This window comes from bacterium (genome assembly GCA_026416715.1).
Lineage (GTDB): Bacteria > UBP4 > UBA4092 > JAOAEQ01 > JAOAEQ01 > JAOAEQ01.
The window spans coordinates 17,660-36,207 of sequence record JAOAEQ010000002.1 but is presented as its reverse complement, the minus strand read 5'-3'; the positions used below and the strand labels follow the sequence as shown (position 1 = coordinate 36,207).

The 18,548-nt window shown below is 41.0% G+C and carries 12 protein-coding genes; 11 read left to right on the top strand and 1 reads right to left on the bottom strand.

All coding sequences use genetic code 11. From position 1 onward, the window contains the following. The first annotated feature begins 7 nt into the window (after positions 1-7). The 11 genes from N3A72_01175 (at position 8) to N3A72_01125 (ending at position 17,091) form a co-directional block, all read left to right on the top strand. The gene (locus tag N3A72_01175) at positions 8-1,624 is read left to right on the top strand and encodes a hypothetical protein (protein MCX7918221.1); all 1,617 of its coding nucleotides are present in this window, start codon (positions 8-10) and stop codon (positions 1,622-1,624) included. A 166-nt stretch (positions 1,625-1,790) separates the two neighbouring features. After that, positions 1,791-3,314 carry a phosphodiester glycosidase family protein gene (locus tag N3A72_01170; GenBank protein ID MCX7918220.1) on the top strand — a complete coding sequence of 508 codons (1,524 nt, stop codon included), beginning with the start codon at positions 1,791-1,793 and terminating at the stop codon, positions 3,312-3,314. A gap of 166 nt (positions 3,315-3,480) precedes the next feature. Then, complete coding sequence (locus N3A72_01165; GenBank protein MCX7918219.1) at positions 3,481-4,773, top strand: DegT/DnrJ/EryC1/StrS family aminotransferase; 1,293 nt, start codon at positions 3,481-3,483, stop codon at positions 4,771-4,773. 131 nt (positions 4,774-4,904) lie between these two features. Then, positions 4,905-6,644, top strand: coding sequence for a Na+:solute symporter (locus tag N3A72_01160; protein ID MCX7918218.1), 1,740 nt, complete (start codon positions 4,905-4,907; stop codon positions 6,642-6,644). 176 nt (positions 6,645-6,820) lie between these two features. Beyond that, a complete protein-coding gene (locus N3A72_01155; protein MCX7918217.1) occupies positions 6,821-9,298 on the top strand; it encodes a DUF4855 domain-containing protein in 2,478 nt (825 codons plus the stop codon). 83 nt (positions 9,299-9,381) lie between these two features. Next, positions 9,382-11,211: an ABC transporter substrate-binding protein gene (locus N3A72_01150; GenBank protein MCX7918216.1), complete on the top strand. Its 1,830-nt coding sequence runs from the start codon at positions 9,382-9,384 to the stop codon at positions 11,209-11,211. A gap of 168 nt (positions 11,212-11,379) precedes the next feature. Then, a complete protein-coding gene (locus tag N3A72_01145; protein ID MCX7918215.1) occupies positions 11,380-12,366 on the top strand; it encodes an ABC transporter permease in 987 nt (328 codons plus the stop codon). Between the two features lie 27 nt (positions 12,367-12,393). Beyond that, positions 12,394-13,503 (top strand): ABC transporter permease, encoded by a 1,110-nt coding sequence (locus N3A72_01140; protein ID MCX7918214.1) that lies wholly within the window; start codon positions 12,394-12,396, stop codon positions 13,501-13,503. Positions 13,504-13,672: 169 nt separating this feature from the next. Beyond that, positions 13,673-14,674, top strand: a complete 1,002-nt coding sequence (locus N3A72_01135; GenBank protein MCX7918213.1) for an ABC transporter ATP-binding protein — start codon at positions 13,673-13,675, stop codon at positions 14,672-14,674. Between the two features lies 1 nt (position 14,675). Then, positions 14,676-15,713: an ABC transporter ATP-binding protein gene (locus tag N3A72_01130; protein ID MCX7918212.1), complete on the top strand. Its 1,038-nt coding sequence runs from the start codon at positions 14,676-14,678 to the stop codon at positions 15,711-15,713. Between the two features lie 85 nt (positions 15,714-15,798). Beyond that, on the top strand, positions 15,799-17,091 hold the full coding sequence (locus tag N3A72_01125) for a Gfo/Idh/MocA family oxidoreductase (protein ID MCX7918211.1): 1,293 nt from the start codon (positions 15,799-15,801) through the stop codon (positions 17,089-17,091). 251 nt (positions 17,092-17,342) lie between these two features. Here the strand turns inward: N3A72_01125 and N3A72_01120 are convergent, their stop codons facing one another. Then, entirely contained in the window at positions 17,343-18,524 is a 1,182-nt protein-coding gene (locus N3A72_01120; protein MCX7918210.1) for a Gfo/Idh/MocA family oxidoreductase, read from the bottom strand. Positions 18,525-18,548 lie beyond the last annotated feature (24 nt).

Genomic DNA, 18,548 nt, shown 5'->3' with positions numbered 1-18,548 from the left:
CAAATATATGAATGTAGACCAATGGATTGATAAACTAATTCGGTTTGACCAAAAAACGCAAGAACAGTTTGCATTAATGTACGGAGATTCTTTAGAATTAATCCAGGAACGAAGACAAGCATATTTAACCCTTTTAACCGCATTCAGAGACCAATTTGGTGTTCAATCCGAGGTTATTGTTAGTCGCAGTCCATCGCGGATAAATCTCAAAGGGGTACATATTGAGCATCGTGGCGGGTATGTCAATTATTTAACCCATTATCGCGAAATTCTTATTGCGGGTTCTGCACGATCCGATGATATAGTGCACATCCACAATCTACGTTCAGCATTATTTCCAGCGCGTACTTTTTCAATTCATTCGGAGAAACAAAAAGGGAATTGGCAGAATTGGTTGGAATATATCTCTGCGGAAGAAGTAGTTCGTGCGGTAACAGAGACACAGGGCGATTGGTCAAATTATATTAAAGCTGCGGTTTTACGCGTGCAATCCGAATTTCCAAATAAACCATTAACCGGAATGAATTTATTCGTCAATGGTAGTATACCATTTGCCGCAGGATTGAGTTCATCTTCGGCGTTAGTTGTTGCTGCTACGCTTGTTACGCTAGGATTAAATAACGAACGAATAGACCCTACAACCCTCGTTGAACTTTGTGGTCAAGCGGAATGGTATGTCGGTACCCGTGGTGGCGCTGGAGACCATGCGGCGATGCTGCTTGGGAAAAGAAATCAGATAGCGCATATCCAGTTCTATCCATTACAGGTTCAATATTATCCTTTTCCTAGCGGATATGAAATTGTAATCTGTAATTCATTTAAACCGGCAAGTAAATCGAAAGATGTTAAGGATATGTTCAATTCGCGGATCGCGGGGTATGAACTCGGATTTCTGCTCATTAAAAAGAATTATCCGGAGTTTGCGGCAAAATTAGAACATCTCCGGGATATAAATGCGCATCATCTCGGTGTATCTGAATCAACAATTTATCGAATGCTTAAATCACTACCCGAAACCATGACTCGAGCAGAAGCATATGCGCAATTGTCGGAACACAAAGAGCATTTAGATGAATTATTTTGTACGCACGATGAACCGGCAACCGGATATCGGGTTCGAGATATCATATTATTTGGGTTAGCTGAATGTGAACGTGGGAAAATTTGTGTAGATTTTTTAGCGAACAATGATATGGTGGGATTTGGGAAATTAATGAGTATTTCCCATGACGGTGACCGTGTAGTCGAATACGATTCTGAAAAGAATTGTCGACCGTACAATAATCATACTACTGTAGCGCAGTTGGAACAGCTCATCTCCGATTTGGAAAGTAACGAACCCGAACGGATAGAACGAGCGCAACTCTATCGGCAGAGCGGTGGATACCGGTGTAGTTGTGCGGAGTTAGATTTATTGGTTGATATCGCGCGACGTATCCCAGGTGTGGTTGGCGCTGGATTAACCGGAGCTGGGCTGGGTGGCTGTGTTCTTGTCCTTGTGGAAAAGAACCAAGTTGACCGAGTATTGAACGTATTACAGCAAGAATATTATACCCCGCGGGCGTTGCCATTAGGAGCAGAACGGTGTATTTCTGTTTCGGGTGCAGGTTTAGTTTGCTTCTAATCAATCGTTAAATGAGTGGATTCGTGCAGTAAATACGTTAAATAATATCCAGTTATGTATCAGGATTCATCATCGGTAGCCGATTGAGTATTTAACCATAGCCGCGGAACGCAATCGATAAAACAAATCGTTTCCATAACCTTAACGGTACGATTAAGTTGAGTACATGAAATTAGCGCAGAAAACTATTCAATCACTTGCGGGTCCGGTAGTAATCCACTGGATTACATTAGACCTAAAAAAACTCATTCAGAAAGAAATTTCGATATTCCCGGTCATAGCTAATGTTCCGAACACCCTTAAAAAAATGGAACAAATTGCCGCTGCATTCCGACGAATTAAAAATGTTAGCTTGAACGGTATCCGGGGCGAAGAAACGAATGATACAGTATTAATTATCAGTCGCAATAAAGGAGTGCCTAATATCTGGAAACCGTTATCCATCAGAGGGAAAACCATTTTATCCTTTGATGCAATAGAATTTATCGTTATAACCAATTTGGTTCAGGAAAAACGACTCTGGATGCATAAGGGATATCGACGCTGGTTCGAGGTTGCCCCGGTTAAAGATGAATGCGAACGACAGATAGTAATGCAGGTGAGCAATCAGCGTAGATTGTATTATTCAATACCACGAACCGCGACTCCATTTAAATTTTCTGAAGAGTTCAAAGAAAATCAGTTGGCGTTATATAACGATGGTTGGTTTCCGGTTATTCCTACCTTAATGCCTATTGGATATACAAACAGTTTTGCCACGCTACCGGAACTTTGTGAAACAGCTAAGGCTAATGCTGGGATTAATGCCGGCTATTTTTTGAATATGCCGGAAGAATTGGATAGTATCCATGGTGTTATGAATGATCCGGTTGGATTCTTAATGATAGACGGCACTATTCTGATTCCGCCAACATTTACTCGTAGTTGTCTCTTAATTAATACTCGAGGGGAAGTATTTATCCATCGGGTTTCGATGAAAGATATCGAAATTAAAATTAATAATTGTAACATTCGCTCAGCAACCATCTATACACGAACGTATGGTACCACCACCCCGAATGATGCGAATAAAACGGAATTAGTCATAACCGAACAAGAAGTTGTTGAACTCAATGAAGAACCGGGAACGACCATACCACAAAATGGATTTGTTCTTTCATACGATAAAAATAGTCCGGAATTAGACCAGATTCTTGCCGGATTATCCGTCAGTCGGAAAGTAGAATATACCTTAAAATTACCGAGAAGATTCGGGACAATGTTACATGGAATTGCTGCTGGACCACAGCTGGTTGACCAAGGAAGACTTATACCTGCCTATTTTTTTGAACAGGAACCGCCTAGGGAAGAGTTTCGTGCAAAACTATGGGCACCAACACGATTTACCCATACGGTTACCGATGAGAAATCGCGTGCGCCCCGGTCTGCAATCGGAATAACCACCAAGCATCAACTGATTTTATTGACGGTTGATGACGACCGAAATATTGAAAGACCAGGTAATAAACGGTATAGTATTGGTGCAACATTGAGGGAACTTGCTGAAATTATGTTAGATTTAGATTGTTATGCTGCGCTTAATTTCGATGGTGGAGGGTCTTCAACCTTATGGTATAATGGAGAGGTTGTTAATCGACCATCAGATGGTTTCCCTCGGGTTATTTCAACCGCAGTTGTGGTTAAAAAATAAGAATAATTCGTCGAGAGTTAGGTCGATACTTGGCTATCAATTTTGTACAGATATATATGGATGTATCGCGAGAACTCTCATAATGGTTAACATCGGTACTATGAAGTTAATAGTGCAAACCGAGATATCTCTGTAGAGAAGTGCAAATTAAGGAGAAACAGTTCCCATGGATACATTAGAACGATTGGCAATTAATGGTGGAGAAAAAGTGAGAATAAAACCTTTTCCAACGGTAAACGATCAATCCGGCCGGTGGATCGGAGAAGAAGAAAAACAGTTTGTGATGGAAGTTCTTGAAAGTGGTCATTTGTTTGGAGTCGGTGGAAAATTTGTCACCCAATTTGAACGAGCCTTTGCTGAATATTACGGGATAAAATCCGCAGTAAGTTCAAGTTCAGGAACCGCTGCACTTCATATAGCACTCGGTGCTTTAGAGGTGGGACCGGGCGATGAAATTATCACCACGCCGATAACCGATATGGGAACGGTGATCGCTATATTATTATGTAATGCGATACCGATTTTTGCTGATGTTGACCCGTTAACCGGTAATCTTTCACCGCAGTCAATTGAAAAATATATCTCGCAAAAGACAAAAGGAATCATCGCTGTGCATTTATTTGGTCAGCCGTGCGATATGGATGCGATATTAGCGATAGCGGATAAATATCATCTCTGGGTAGTAGAAGATTGCTGTCAGGCGCATGCTGCTGAGTATAAAGGGAAAAAAGTCGGAACGTTCGGTATTATGGGTTGTTTTTCGTTTCAGCAATCGAAACAAATAACGACCGGTGATGGCGGAATGACAATCAGCAATGATGAACAACTCGGATACCGCGCGAAATTATTTTCGGATAAAGGATGGCCGCGAGATAAATCCGGTCGCGGTCATTTATTTTTAGCACCGAATTATCGAATGACCGAATTACAAGCGGCAGTGGGATTAGCGCAGTTGTATAAACTGGATGCTATCGTTGCTACCCGGCGGAAAACAGCAGAACAACTAACTAGTCTGATTCGTAATATTCCTGGGGTCAATCCACCAAAAATGCTTGAAGTCGTTAACCCCAGCTACTGGATGTATTCGTTTACGGTAGATGAACAAGAATTAGGTGTCAGTAGTCAGGAGTTTCAGCAGGCGCTAGCAGCGGAAGGAATCCCGGTTACGTTAGGTTATATTCCGAAGTTAATCTTCGAATATGACGTTATTAAGGAACAGAAAACGTATGGGAAAACCCATTGTCCATTTGATTGCGAAAGAACGAACAAAGGAGCAGGTCGGTATAGGGCGGAAGATTATCCAAATGCGCTCTGGTCGCTCAAGCATTGGTTATGTATAAGTTGGAATGAAGGAATAAGCGAATCGGATGTTCAAGATATTGCAACCGCAATAAGGAAAGTAGCAACGGTATTGAGTAAATCCCATAAATCAAAAGATGACTGTCAAATAAAAAGTTAACCACGATATCCCAATAGAGTGAAATAATATGGAGTTAATTTTGGTGGTATAGATACTCTTGAGTATGTTTACAATTTCATATTTTCGCTGGAAAAGTTTCGGAAAATCAAGGAAAAGATAGGAACAAGAATATGAAACTCGTATATCTTGATGGTCTGATTATCGCTGCATATTTTATTTTCGTTTTGCTCGTTGGTATTTCATTTACTAAAAAGGGCGGGAAGAATGTCGGTGAATATTTCGTTTCCGGAAGAAATCTGCATTGGTGGCTAGCTGGAACTTCAATGGTTGCAACTACGTTCGCTGCGGATACACCATTAGCGGTAACCGGATTGGTTGCAAGTCATGGGATTGCTGGAAACTGGCTCTGGTGGAATATGGTGTTCAGCGGAATATTAACCGTATTCGTTTTCGCACGATTATGGCGGCGCAGTGAAGTTATCACTGATGTAGAATTCGTTGAAGCGCGATATTCGGGTACTCCTGCAAGTATCCTTCGCGGATTTAAAGCGGTTTATCTAGCGATTCCGATCAATTGTATTATCATCGGTTGGGTAAATTTAGCTATGGTAAAAATTTTACAGCATACCATTGGAATTCCACCAATTCAAGGATTAGCGTTGAGTCTAGGTATCACCTTGGTTTATTCAGCGCTTGGCGGATTATGGAGTATCGTTATAACGGATTTCATTCAATTTTGGTTAGCGATGGTAGGTGCGGTGCTGTTAATGTTTTTTGCATTAGAGAAAGTTGGCGGTATTGCCGGATTACAAACTGCATTAGCAGCCACCTATCCTAATGGAAAAAATCTGTTAAATTTCTTCCCTGATATTGATTCACCTTGGATGCCATTATCTGCACTGGTTACATATCTAGCGGTGACCTGGTGGGCATCATGGTATCCCGGCGCAGAACCCGGTGGTGGCGGATATATTGCCCAGCGGATTTTTTCCGCAAAAAATGAACGGCATTCGCTATTAGCAGCATTATGGTTCAATATAGCACATTATACCATCCGACCTTGGCCTTGGATTTTAGTCGCATTAGTTGCAATGGTATTATATCCAAATTTAACGGATAAAGAAACCGGCTACATTCTAGCAATGAATGATTTACTCCCAGCAGGATTGCGCGGATTGATGCTCGCTGGATTTTTCGCCGCATATATGTCAACGTTATCAACCCATCTCAATTGGGGGGCATCCTATCTCATTAACGATGTCTATAAACGGTTCATCAATCCAAATGCTTCAGAGAACCATTATGTTTTACTCTCTCGAATTACAACCATTGTAATTGCCGGAATTAGTGTTATAACCACCCTGTTGATGAATACTATTTCCGGCGCATGGAAATTCCTTATAGCTATCGGCGCGGGAACCGGGTCGGTATATATCCTTCGCTGGTTCTGGTGGCGGATTAACGCGTGGTCTGAAATTTCAGCTATGCTAGCAGCTTTTATTATTTCCGTTTCACTCCAATTTGGCTTAGGATGGAAGGTTGATGTACCATACCAATTTGTTCTCATGACGTTAACTACCGTTATTGGCACTACATTCGTTTGGGGGGTAGTAACCCTATTGACTGCTCCGGTTGCACAAGATAAACTTATCGAATTTTATCGCAGAGTGAAACCACCTGGATGGTGGAAGCCGGTCAAACAAGCTATACCGAATATCCAATCGCCGGATAATTTGCCGTTAAATTTGATTAACTGGTTAAGCGGATGTGCGCTCATTTATTGCGTGCTTTTCGGACTGGGTAAGCTCATTTTCGGAGATATCCTATTTGGGTTAACCCTAATTATTATCGCGCTGTTCCTTTGGTTGAACATATCGCGCAATTTAAAAACCCAATTCGGAAACGAATAAATTTGAACGTATCGAACCCATTTCAGCAGAACTAATCTGAATTCATATATTCCTAATTTGCGCGCGATGACCACTTGTATCCAATGAAATTTCATTTTCGTAATATATCGAGGTTGCAATGTATCAACCATTGTTTAGTGTGACCTGGTTTGAGCTGAATTTGGTATTGGACATTAATGTTTGATTATCGGGAATTCGATAAACTGTTCGGTATGTCGGTTAAATCAATTTCAATTTTTTTTCTTATCCAGCTGTTGACCCATTCTGCATTCAGCGCATATATGCCAGAAGGAGATAGTCGTGCTGGTGGAATACATCATCTTGTCCTTTTTTACAGTTTAAATGCTCCTTCTCCGGGCACGAGAAGTCGGATGCCGTGGATATCCGCAGATGGTAATACTCTTTTTTTTGTGAACGGGAATTATGGTGCTGAAGAAATTTGGTATAGTGAAAAAACCAGTGGAATTTGGAAACCAGCTCGGAAAGTGGTAGAGTTAGATATTCCGGATATTTCGGAGCAATCGCCGTGTTTAACTAGTGACGGACAACGAATCTATTTCACATCAAATCGCGCGGTCGGTCCACCGTATAATCTAGATTCCGGCCGATGGAGAATTTTTACTGCAACTCGAAACGCGAGCGGTGGTTGGAATTCGCCATATTTGGTCAATGATGATGCGGCACCTGGGATCAATGTTACCACCCTAACTGATGGCCATGATTTTGGCGTATTTTTATCCCGAGATAACCAGACATTATATTTCTGTTCTTCCCGGTCTGGGGGCTATGGCGGATACGATATCTGGTATTCAAAAAAAGATGTGAATGGAAAATGGACTGCTCCGGTTAATATTGGTTCCCCGATTAATTCTACTGCAAGTGAACAATCCGGCGTTAGTGTTACGGCAGATGAACTAACTATGTACGTTGCGTCGAATCGAACAGATATCCGGATTCATGGGAGTGATACTTGGAACATATATCGCGCGGTACGTTCGAGTACGACTCAGCCATGGTCAACCGCATCGGTATCACAAGTCGGAACCATATCTCCGGCGACTACCTCAACGAGTTGGGGGGTGAGTTGGCCATGTATATCTAGCGATGGGAATATATTATACTATTCTGATAAAGGACCCTATTTATGGCAGGATTCGATTTATGATATTTTTTATTCAATTAATTCCGGCGGCATGTGGCAGGCACCGAAAAATATTGGAAGAGCGATTAACAATCTCAGCTGGAGCAATCGAAACGATTATCTTCCTTATGTTGCTTATCTAGAAGCAACAACGAAATGGGTTTTAGATACGATGTTTGATGCGGCGTTGTATTTAGCTCTCAGTGGTTCTCCTTCCGGTCAAAATTATGCAACGGGGTCAACGAATAAAGTTGATTGGCTTTCATTCATTGATACTATTCATCATCCGGATATGCAGTTATCTATGCTGAATCAAGTTGTCGGCGAAGTTAAAACCACCTTAAATCTATCAACCTCATACAAGATGAAAATTGTAATGATGATTCCATACCCGAATCCCGGGGTGTCCAATTTTGGAGATGTTGATGGTGATGGATTAACTGAAAATCTATCTACAGATTCTGTGCGATTGAAAGTAGTTAAATGGTATTTGAACGAATTGTTTTCCCGATGGTCCACAGCGAATTACTCGAATCTAGATTGGGTCGCATTATATTGGATGGTTGAAAGTGGTAGTGATGCAAGTTTGGTTAGACAAATTGCAGATGAAGTACATAAGCGTGGAATGAAATTTCTTTGGATACCTTACTATAGTGCCACTGGATGGTCTACTTGGACTTCCTATAGATTTGATGGTGTAATATATCAACCGAACTATGCTTGGATGTTTCGTACTGGTAGTCCTGACCCCAATAGATTATCTACTGCTGCGCAACGAGCAAGAACATATACCATGGGAATAGAAATTGAATTAGATAATCGTCCGCTTACCGATGGGATAAATTTACGTACGTATTTAGATTATGGTAATTTCGACCGAGAAGCATATATAGGAGATTGTCTTTTAGGATATTATCAGAATGTTGATTCGATTAAACGGTTCTGTTTTTCTAGTTATGATAGTGCTCCGTATGCGCGTGATGCTTATGATAATATATATCATTTTATCAAAGAAAGATATCCAACGCTCCTTTCCATAGGAAAACCATATGCATATTCTCCTTCACCGGATGCAAATTATCCGGATATCAGTTTTACCAAACTCAATGATTTCCGATATTTACCGGATACTACTACCACATTACGGGTTGTTGGATTTCAGAATGTTAATCCGGTAATCACTTTCAATTTGCAGTCAACGCAATTAGTCCAAAAAGTATACGGCCATTTTTTAGGTGGGAACTATAGTGGTATTAGTTTTCCTGCAAGTATGAAAGTAGAAGTTTCAACTGATAGTACCAATTGGCAGCATGTTGGAACAACCAGCGTGCGACCGACTGAATCAGGAAATGCAATCAGCGGAGATATGTTAGTAACGTTTAGTCCCTGCTATGCGAAGTATGTCAGAATAACGCTCACGAGGAATAATACGTGGGTTATGATAGATGAAATCCAAATATATAGTCCCGTTCGGCCGGTTGCAGTCGAGTTATCCTCCTTTTCCATAGAGTAACCACTATGTGTATCGTTTTTCGTCTAACCTATATTTTCATTGTGGTTTTATTATTTTCGACGAATGGAATTCCGGCTAGAAGTATGGAGTATAAAGAATGTGCAGAATTCCGGAAATTAGTTCAAGAAAAGAAACTTCCCCCAATTCGAGAAAGGTTACCAGAAGAACCGTTTATTGTCACGGTTAAAGAAATCGGACACTACGGCGGAATCTGGCGACAAGCGCATCTCGGCGTGATAGACCTAGCTGATTGTCTTCGAATTATTCGCGAACCACTAGTGGTTTATGATACTTCATTTACCTGTATAAAGCCGAATATCGTTCGCGCCTGGCAATGGAATAAAGATATAACGCAACTGGTACTTTATTTACGGAAGGGAATCAAGTGGAGCGATGGCAAACCGTTTACGGCAGACGATTTATTATTTTGGTATGAAGATATCGCTTTAAATAAGGAATTAACCCCGATTCCGCCATCGTGGTTGAAAGTTGATGGGAAAATCGGTAAACTTGAAAAACTTGATGTGTATACGGTTCGGTGGACGTTCCCGAAACCGAACGGTTTTTTCCTCGAGCATCTTGCTTCAGTTTGGAATCTAACCTATGCACCGAAACATTATTTACAACAGTTTCATCCGCGATATACTCCGCTAGAGAAAATAGAAGCGATGCGAAAAAAAGAGAATTACGATACGTGGTCCGCATTTTTCTCCGCGAAAAATGCGCAATTTAATAATCCAGAATTACCGGGAATTGAAGCGTGGATATCGAAAACGAAACTTGATGCACCGGTTCACCGTTTGGAACGAAATCCGTATTATTGGAAAGTTGACCAAGCTGGCAATCAACTACCATATCTTGACCGAATTGACCGATATTTTGTTCCATCACCTGATGCGGTATTACTCCGTGCATTATCCGGAGAGATTGATGTTCAACAGCGTCGATTAGCCGATATGAATAATTATCCGATCCTGGTTGAACATCAACAACAGGGGAACTATCGCATTCAACTATTTCCAACTCCGGAAAGTAATTTTTCGACGATTTTTTTTAATTATCATATTCAAGATAAATTTTTACGTACTCTTTTTTGGAATAAACAGTTTCGACGTGCGTTGTCGTTAGCGATAAATCGAGACGAAATCAATCAGTTATTTTTTAAAGGAACATTTTATCCTTCTCAAAATTTTCCTGGGAAAGGAACCCCATGGTATATGCCGGAATATAATAATCGTGATATTGAGTATAATCCGAAGGAGGCTAACCGTATTTTAGATGAACTTGGGTTAACCAAGCGCGACCGAGAAGGATATCGGCTTCGACCGGATGGGAAACGATTATTTTTGATTAATGATGTTTTCGCAAGTTGGTTTTTAAATATGGAAGTTCAGGATATGGTTAAAGAATACTGGCGAGATATTGGTATTCAAGTTATTCCTAGACCAGTAGCAACCTCACTGTGGGTGACTCGAGTTGCAGGAGCACAATTTCAATTAGCAACGTATATGTCGTTTAATGGTTCTTATGGCGTTGACCCAATACTTCAACCATTTGTTTATCCAATTAGTTCAAGTTCATATTGGGGTCCGCTCTGGGGACTATGGTTTGCGACTGATGGAAAAGCTGGAGAAGAACCACCACCTCCCGTTAAAGAGTTGATGGTTATCCGGGATAAAGTTCGAGCCGAACCAAATATGGATAAACGGATTGCGTTAAATAAACTCGCATTCAAAATTCGCGCAGAAAATTTATGGGATATCGGTATTGTTAACGAACCACCACTGAGTACGGGACGATTTCTCGTCATTCACAATACGATGCGTAACGTTCCTGAAACCGGCTTATATGACGGTAATTTTATTTATTATCACCCAGCGTCATGGTTTAAAATAAACCAATTAAAAAATTAAATGCGAATATCGAAATCCGAAACACTTAATAATTCATAATTCTAATATCGAAGCTCTGAATAGTTTAAAAGTTAAAATTTATGATTTCGTTATTGGAACATTCTATTGATATGTTCATTTCGAATCTTGGATTTTGGAGTTTGTCTGCTTTAGGCAGGTGAGGAGATTATGTTTCGATATATTGTACGCCGAATTGTATTAATGGTCCCGACGTTATTGGCGATATCCATGGTCTCGTTTGCGGTTATTGAGTTGCCACCGGGTGATTTTGTAACTTCATATGTTGCGCAATTAGCTAGTCTAGGAGAACAGGTGAACGATGATGTCGTTGCTGCACTACGGGAACGGTATGGATTAGGGGAACCGTTGTATGTACGGTATGCAAAATGGTTCATCGGAATTCTGCATGGGGATTTAGGGCAATCGTTGTTATACAATAAACCGGTGAGCAAGATTATATTAGAGCGATTACCGTGGAGTGTAACGATAACCGTATGTGCGTTTTGTTTTGTATGGCTCATTGGTTTACCCATCGGAGTTTTTTCGGCAACCCATCAATATTCAATTCGGGATTATATCTTTACGTTTCTCGGATTTATTGGCATTTCAATTCCTGGGTTTGTTTTAGCCATCATTCTATTATGGCTATACTTTATTAATACCGGTAAAGTCGCAATAGGTCTTTTTTCACCGGAATATGTTTCCGCACCATGGAGTTTGGCGAAATTCATCGATTTGCTGAAACATCTCTGGCTACCGGCAATCATATTAGGCTTACATGGGACCGCAGGATTAATTCGAACGATTCGGGCAAATCTACTTGATGAACTGCAAAAACCGTATGTCATGGTTGCCCGAGCTAAAGGGTTATCGGAAAGAAAACTGCTCTATAAATATCCGTTTAGAATAGCAATAAATCCGGCAATTAGTACTATTGGTTGGATACTTCCCGCACTGGTTGGTGGTGAACTACTCATTTCGTTAGTTCTCGGATTACCAACGCTCGCGCCGATTATGCTCGAAGCGCTGATGAATCAGGATATGTTTCTAGCAGGTAGTATTGTAATGGTGTTAAGTTCGTTGACAGTTATCGGAACCTTAATTTCCGATTTATTACTTGCTTGGGTCGATCCACGGATCCGTGAATCGGTATAACTCAAGGATGAAGTACAAAGCATTAGGATGAAATCGAATAAAGACGAAAAAATATTCATGGCTTCCCAGTGGCAGTTAATTCGCTGGAAGTTTTTGAGCCATAAAATGGCAGTGGTGGCTAGTATTATTTTACTCATCTTCTATGGTATAGCAGCTTTGTGTGAGTTTTTATCTCCTAATGACCCACGGAAACGCAATATTGCGTATCTCAATGCCCCGCCACAAGGAATCCATTTTATTGATACGAATGGTAAATTTCATTTTCGACCGTTTGTCTATCCGATGACCATGACTCGAGATCCGGTAACCTATCGAGAAAAATATCTTATCAACTATCACCAGCGAATTCCGATATATTTTTTTGTTCGCGGTGATGAATATAAATTATGGGGATTGTTCAAATGTTCCCGACATTTATTTGGAACTGGGATAGCCTCGCAGCCGATATATCTTTTAGGAACTGATAAAGCCGGAAGATGTTTACTCTCGAGGATATTTTACGGCAGCCGGATTTCGTTAACGGTCGGTCTATTAGGAATTGGTATAAGTTTTTTATTAGGAATAATCATTGGCGGAATTTCAGGATATTATGGCGGATGGATTGACCGTGTCATTCAGCGAATCATCGAGTTTATTATGGGGATTCCGAGTTTACCGTTATGGATGGGATTATCTGCGGCATTACCGCCGTATTGGTCAATGGTAAAAATTTATTTTGGCATTATTATCATTCTTTCGTTGATTGGTTGGACATCGTTAGCGCGAGTGGTACGCGGAAAATTCATGGCGTTACGGGAAGAAGATTTTGTTATGGCAGCTCGATTAGATGGCGCTTCCACACTACGAATTATCTTTAAATATTTACTTCCTTCGTTTTATAGTCATATCATTGCGGTGATGACGTTAGCTATTCCCGGAATGATCCTCGGAGAAACTGCATTAAGTTTCATTGGATTAGGATTACAATCCCCAGCGATTAGCTGGGGGGTATTGCTGAAAGATGCGCAGAATATCCCGGCCATCGCTCATACCCCGTGGTTATTAAGTCCGGCAATATTTGTTTTAGTTGTTGTTCTAGCATTCAATTTTGTTGGTGATGGATTGCGAGATGCTGCTGATCCGTATAGTCGGGTGTAACGTTTGGTATCAAAGATATTACCATCAAGCTTCAATAGCATTTAGCCGAACTTCTTTGACCAAGGATAAGCTCAGGGTTAGTAATCTTTTAAGGTTAGATGTTTATGTCAAGCTACAGGTTTGATATTCTGCTAAAGACGGACGGAACCTAGGATTAGTGATTGAAATTATGCAGGATAACCAGTTACTTTCGGTAAAAAATCTTAAAACCTATTTTTATTCTCGTGAAGGTGTTTTAAAGGCGCTCAACGGTGTATCTTTTTCAGTTAATCCGGGTGAAGTTCTCGGAATTGCCGGAGAAAGTGGCTGCGGGAAAAGTATAACTGCGTTATCGATACTTCGTATTCTGCCGAAACACGCGCAAATTGTTGACGGCGAGATTTTATTCCATTCACATTATAATGGGGTCAGGATAATTGACTTAGCTAAACAAGACCCATTAGGAAGCGAAATTCGGGCGATTCGCGGAAAAGAAATTGCGATGGTATTTCAGGAACCGATGACTTCGTTCAGTCCAGTCCATACGATCGGAAACCAGATTATGGAAGTCATTCGCTTACATCGGAAAAGTAGTAAAGCTGATGCGCGCGAGCAAGCAATTGCGATGCTGCGGAAAGTGAAAATGCCGAAACCGGAACAACAACTTGATGCCTATCCATTCCATCTATCCGGCGGGATGCGACAACGGGCAATGATTGCTATGGCGTTATCCTGCAATCCGAAGCTGCTAATTGCAGATGAACCGACTACTGCATTAGATGCAACCATTCAAGCACAAATTATCGATTTACTAATCCAGCTACAGCAGGAATTGAAAATGTCGGTTATTCTTATCACCCACGATTTGGGAATTATTGCCGAATTGGCGAAAAAAATATTGATCATGTATCTAGGCGAAAATATAGAATATGGAGCAGTAAATAATATTTTTATAAACCCGAAACATCCATATACCCGGGGATTACTTGCGGCAATCCCGAAGTTAGGTAAAAAATCGAAATCAAAATTAGCGGTCATCAGCGGGACCGTCCCAAGTTTATACGAGCGACCGAGCGGATGTCCGTTCCATCCCCGATGTCCGAATTATATTGGTACAATATGTAAAGAGCAGAAACCGAACGAAACGGTTATAGCTTTGAATCATTCTGTTTGGTGTCATCTATATCAATAAAATGCGTAGTGATGTACTGTTACAGGTTGATAAGTTAAAGAAATATTTTATTGCAACTAAAGGGTTAACCCGCCGTATTGTCGGATTGGTAAAAGCGGTTGACGAGATTAGTTTTGATATTCGACACGGGGAGACGGTTGGATTAGTCGGAGAGAGCGGCTGCGGGAAAACAACCGTTGGTCGTTGTTTACTTCGTGCGATTGAACCTACGTCCGGAAGAATATTGTTTCGGTTTGATGAATCCCACGAACCGGTAGATATTTGCCGATTAGAAAAAGAACAGTTGAAAGAAATCAGGCGGTGGTTACGCCTGATTTTTCAGGATCCGTATTCGTCATTGAACCCGAGAATGAATGTTATGGAAATCATTGCTGAACCACTGATTGTAAATAGATTGGTTACCAATAAAACTGAAATTGAGCATCGTGTTGCAGAAATGCTCAAACATGTTGGGTTAGATCCGCAGCATTTACGACGATATCCGCATGCGTTTAGCGGCGGACAACGGCAGCGAATCGCAATAGCCCGGGCGTTGATATCAGAACCAAAATTTGTTGTTGCCGACGAACCGATTTCAGCGTTAGATGTTTCCGTGCAAGCGCAAATTCTGAATTTATTGCAAGAGTTACAGGAGAAATTCAAATTAACCTATTTATTTATTGCGCATAATTTAGCTGCAGTTGAGCATATCAGTGAACGGATTGCAGTGATGTATGTAGGTAAACTCGTTGAATTAGCTGATACCGAAGAACTGTTTGCGATGCCGAAACATCCTTATACAGAAGCGTTACTATCCGCAGCATCGAGTCCGGAACCAGGGTATAAAGAGAAAAAGAAACGAATTATCCTCGAAGGAGATATCGCTGACCCAGCAAATCCGCCGACTGGTTGTTATTTTCATCCGCGATGTCGATATGCAAAAGAAATTTGTAAGCTTGAATCGCCAGCATTCGTTAATATTAATCCAATGAGTGCTAAACCGCATTATTCAGCATGTCATTTTGCTGAAACTCTGAACCTAGCTGGAATATCAGGGTAATCAAATTAATTTGATATAGAATTAGCACAATGAAAGTGGTATTTAAATGTGATAACGAGTAAAAGAGTTAAAATGGTAAAATGATATGAATCCAATATCAGTTATTATAATCGGAGCTGGATCACGAGGGTATAATTACGGTACGTATGCAATAGCATTTCCTGACCGTATGAGAGTAATTGGAGTGGCTGAACCGAGAGAATACTATCGAACTAGGTTAGCACAGCTGCATCAGATCCCTTCAGAGAATATCGCGAATGACTGGCGGGAACTAGCCGACCGTCCAAAATTTGCTGATGCGGTAATTATCGCCACGCAAGATACGATGCATACTGAACCAGCGATTGCGTTTAGTAAACAAGGATACCATATCCTGCTTGAAAAACCCATGGCATCAAATGAAACGGATTGCCGACGGATTGCCGAGCAGGTACGAAACTCGCATATCATCTTTGCGGTATGCCATACTATGCGGTATACCTCATATACGCGTAAAGTGAAACAACTGGTTACCAGCGGACTTATCGGTGATGTAGTTAATATCCAATTGTTAGAGCCGGTCGGATATTGGCATCAAGCACATTCGTTCGTTCGTGGGAATTGGCGGAATGAAGCGGAATCTTCTCCGATGTTATTAGCAAAAAGTTGTCATGACCTTGATTGGATTCGATATATCATGGGCGTCCCCTGCATAGCCGTTCAATCATTTGGTACCTTAAAACATTTCCGTCCTGAAGAAAAACCTGTGGGAGCGGGGGATCGATGTCTCGATTGTTCGATTGAATCGAAATGTCCCTATTCAGCGAAAAAAATATATTTAGGATGTTTAGCGCGGGGAATTACCACCTGGCCGGTGAGTATTATAACTCCGGAAGTAAACGAGCCGAACGTTATTATCGCGTTACGGGACGGTCCGTATGGCCGGTGCGTTTATGCATGTGATAATGATGTGGTTGATAATCAGGTGGTTAACCTGCTTTTTGCTGGTAATCGTACTGCTTCGTTCACCATGATAGCGTTTACCGAATCCGCACCGCGGCAAGTTCGGATTTTCGGGACGCTCGGTCAATTGGAAGGTGACGGGACGAAATTACGACATTTTGATTTTTTAACTGATACTTGGCAAGAAATCTTACCGGATAAGGTCGACTATCCAGTTTTGAAAGGACATAGCGGCGGTGATTTCGAACTCCTGCACACATTTATTACCGCAGTAGCAAAAGATGACCCGACGCTTATTCTATCTGGTCCTGAAGAAACGCTTGAAACTCATCTGATAGTATTCGCAGCTGAGAAATCGCGACACCAACATATCGTTGTGCCAATTGAAATAGAGAGGGGAAACCGAAGTTGTTCGGAGTTAGATCCCAATATATAGTTTCTCGCGTGCTTTTTTTTGATAGCGCCTATTATCCTATCTGAGCCGCTGGAATAGATTATGCCAATGCCTATTAGGATTCGATACTATTTAGTTGCAGGAGACTGCAACGTTACACGAGCTATCGCTGAGTGAGAAAATGATGCTTAACAAGCCTGCGTTTTACCTTTCAAGCTATTCATCCCTCGAGGCATAAGATTATTGATAGAATATTTCCTATTCTATGATTCGGGATAAATCATCAGGCTTGGCTATTCTAAATGAACATACATATCCCATTTTTCCGCCGGTATCGGCAGCGGTTGATTAAGATGAATTGATTGTATTGCTAGATTACAGAGTAACGTTGCACGATATCCTGCTACGACATCACACGGTTCCGGTGTATTATGAATTATCGAATCAATAAATCCATCAAACATCCCCTGATATCCATGGTCAACCATTAACGAACCCCAATCTTGTTTTGCATTTTGTGAGGTTTGAACACGATACCTATATTTTTCGAGGTATCCTTGGAATCCGCCTTGTGTTCCGATATTCGGAAATGGGTCTCTTTCTAGCGGAAATAATTCTCGCTGTTCTCCTGGTCTACCAAAGTATTGATTTTCTACATAGAATTCCATTCTGAATAATGCACCATCCGCTGCAATTTCAAACATTTCTTTTGGATAATCAAAGGTACCGTTTGGAGTATATATGATGGTAGCAGAATTTCCACTCTGAAATGTGAGATAGATACCATACCGCATTCTGGCTGAACCCCACGCTCTAATTTCTATCGGGCGATCTTGGTCGAACAACCAACATGCTAAATCGAGCCAATGTCCAGCTTCACCGATAATCAAACCACCACCACTATAAGGGTCGAGATGAATCATGCGATAGGTTGAACTTTCATCTTGTACGCGCACTAAAAAATCACTGACGGTTTCTTCTAGTAATTTATCGCGTTTGCTTTCGATATACCTCCACGGTTGATGTTTTGGTTTTTTTATATGATTAAGCCATTCTCGTTTCAAAGCGAGTACTGCCGGCGCTTTTCTCCGCATGTAATCAACACAAAATTTTTTGCCGCCTTTTCGGACAGCTTTGATAATCTCGTAACATTCTTTTTCATGTAACGCCATCGGTTTTTCACAGAATATGTGTTTTCCATGGTTCGTTGCACTTTGGATAATTTCAACTCTACCATCGTGAGGTGTAGCAATACAGATTATATCAACCTCCGGGTCAGTGGTTACCTCTTGAAATGAATCTGTTACCTTTTCAACATTAAATCTTTCCGCGTAGGCTATGGCATTTTTATGAGAAATATCGCAAGCCCATTTTATTTTGGCGATATGTGGGTTCCGTAGACAATTAGGACCATGTTGTTCTCTAGCAAATGCGCCGCAACCAATTTGTCCAACAACAAATTTATGGTTAACCATACGAACACCTCTTATAGCAATAGG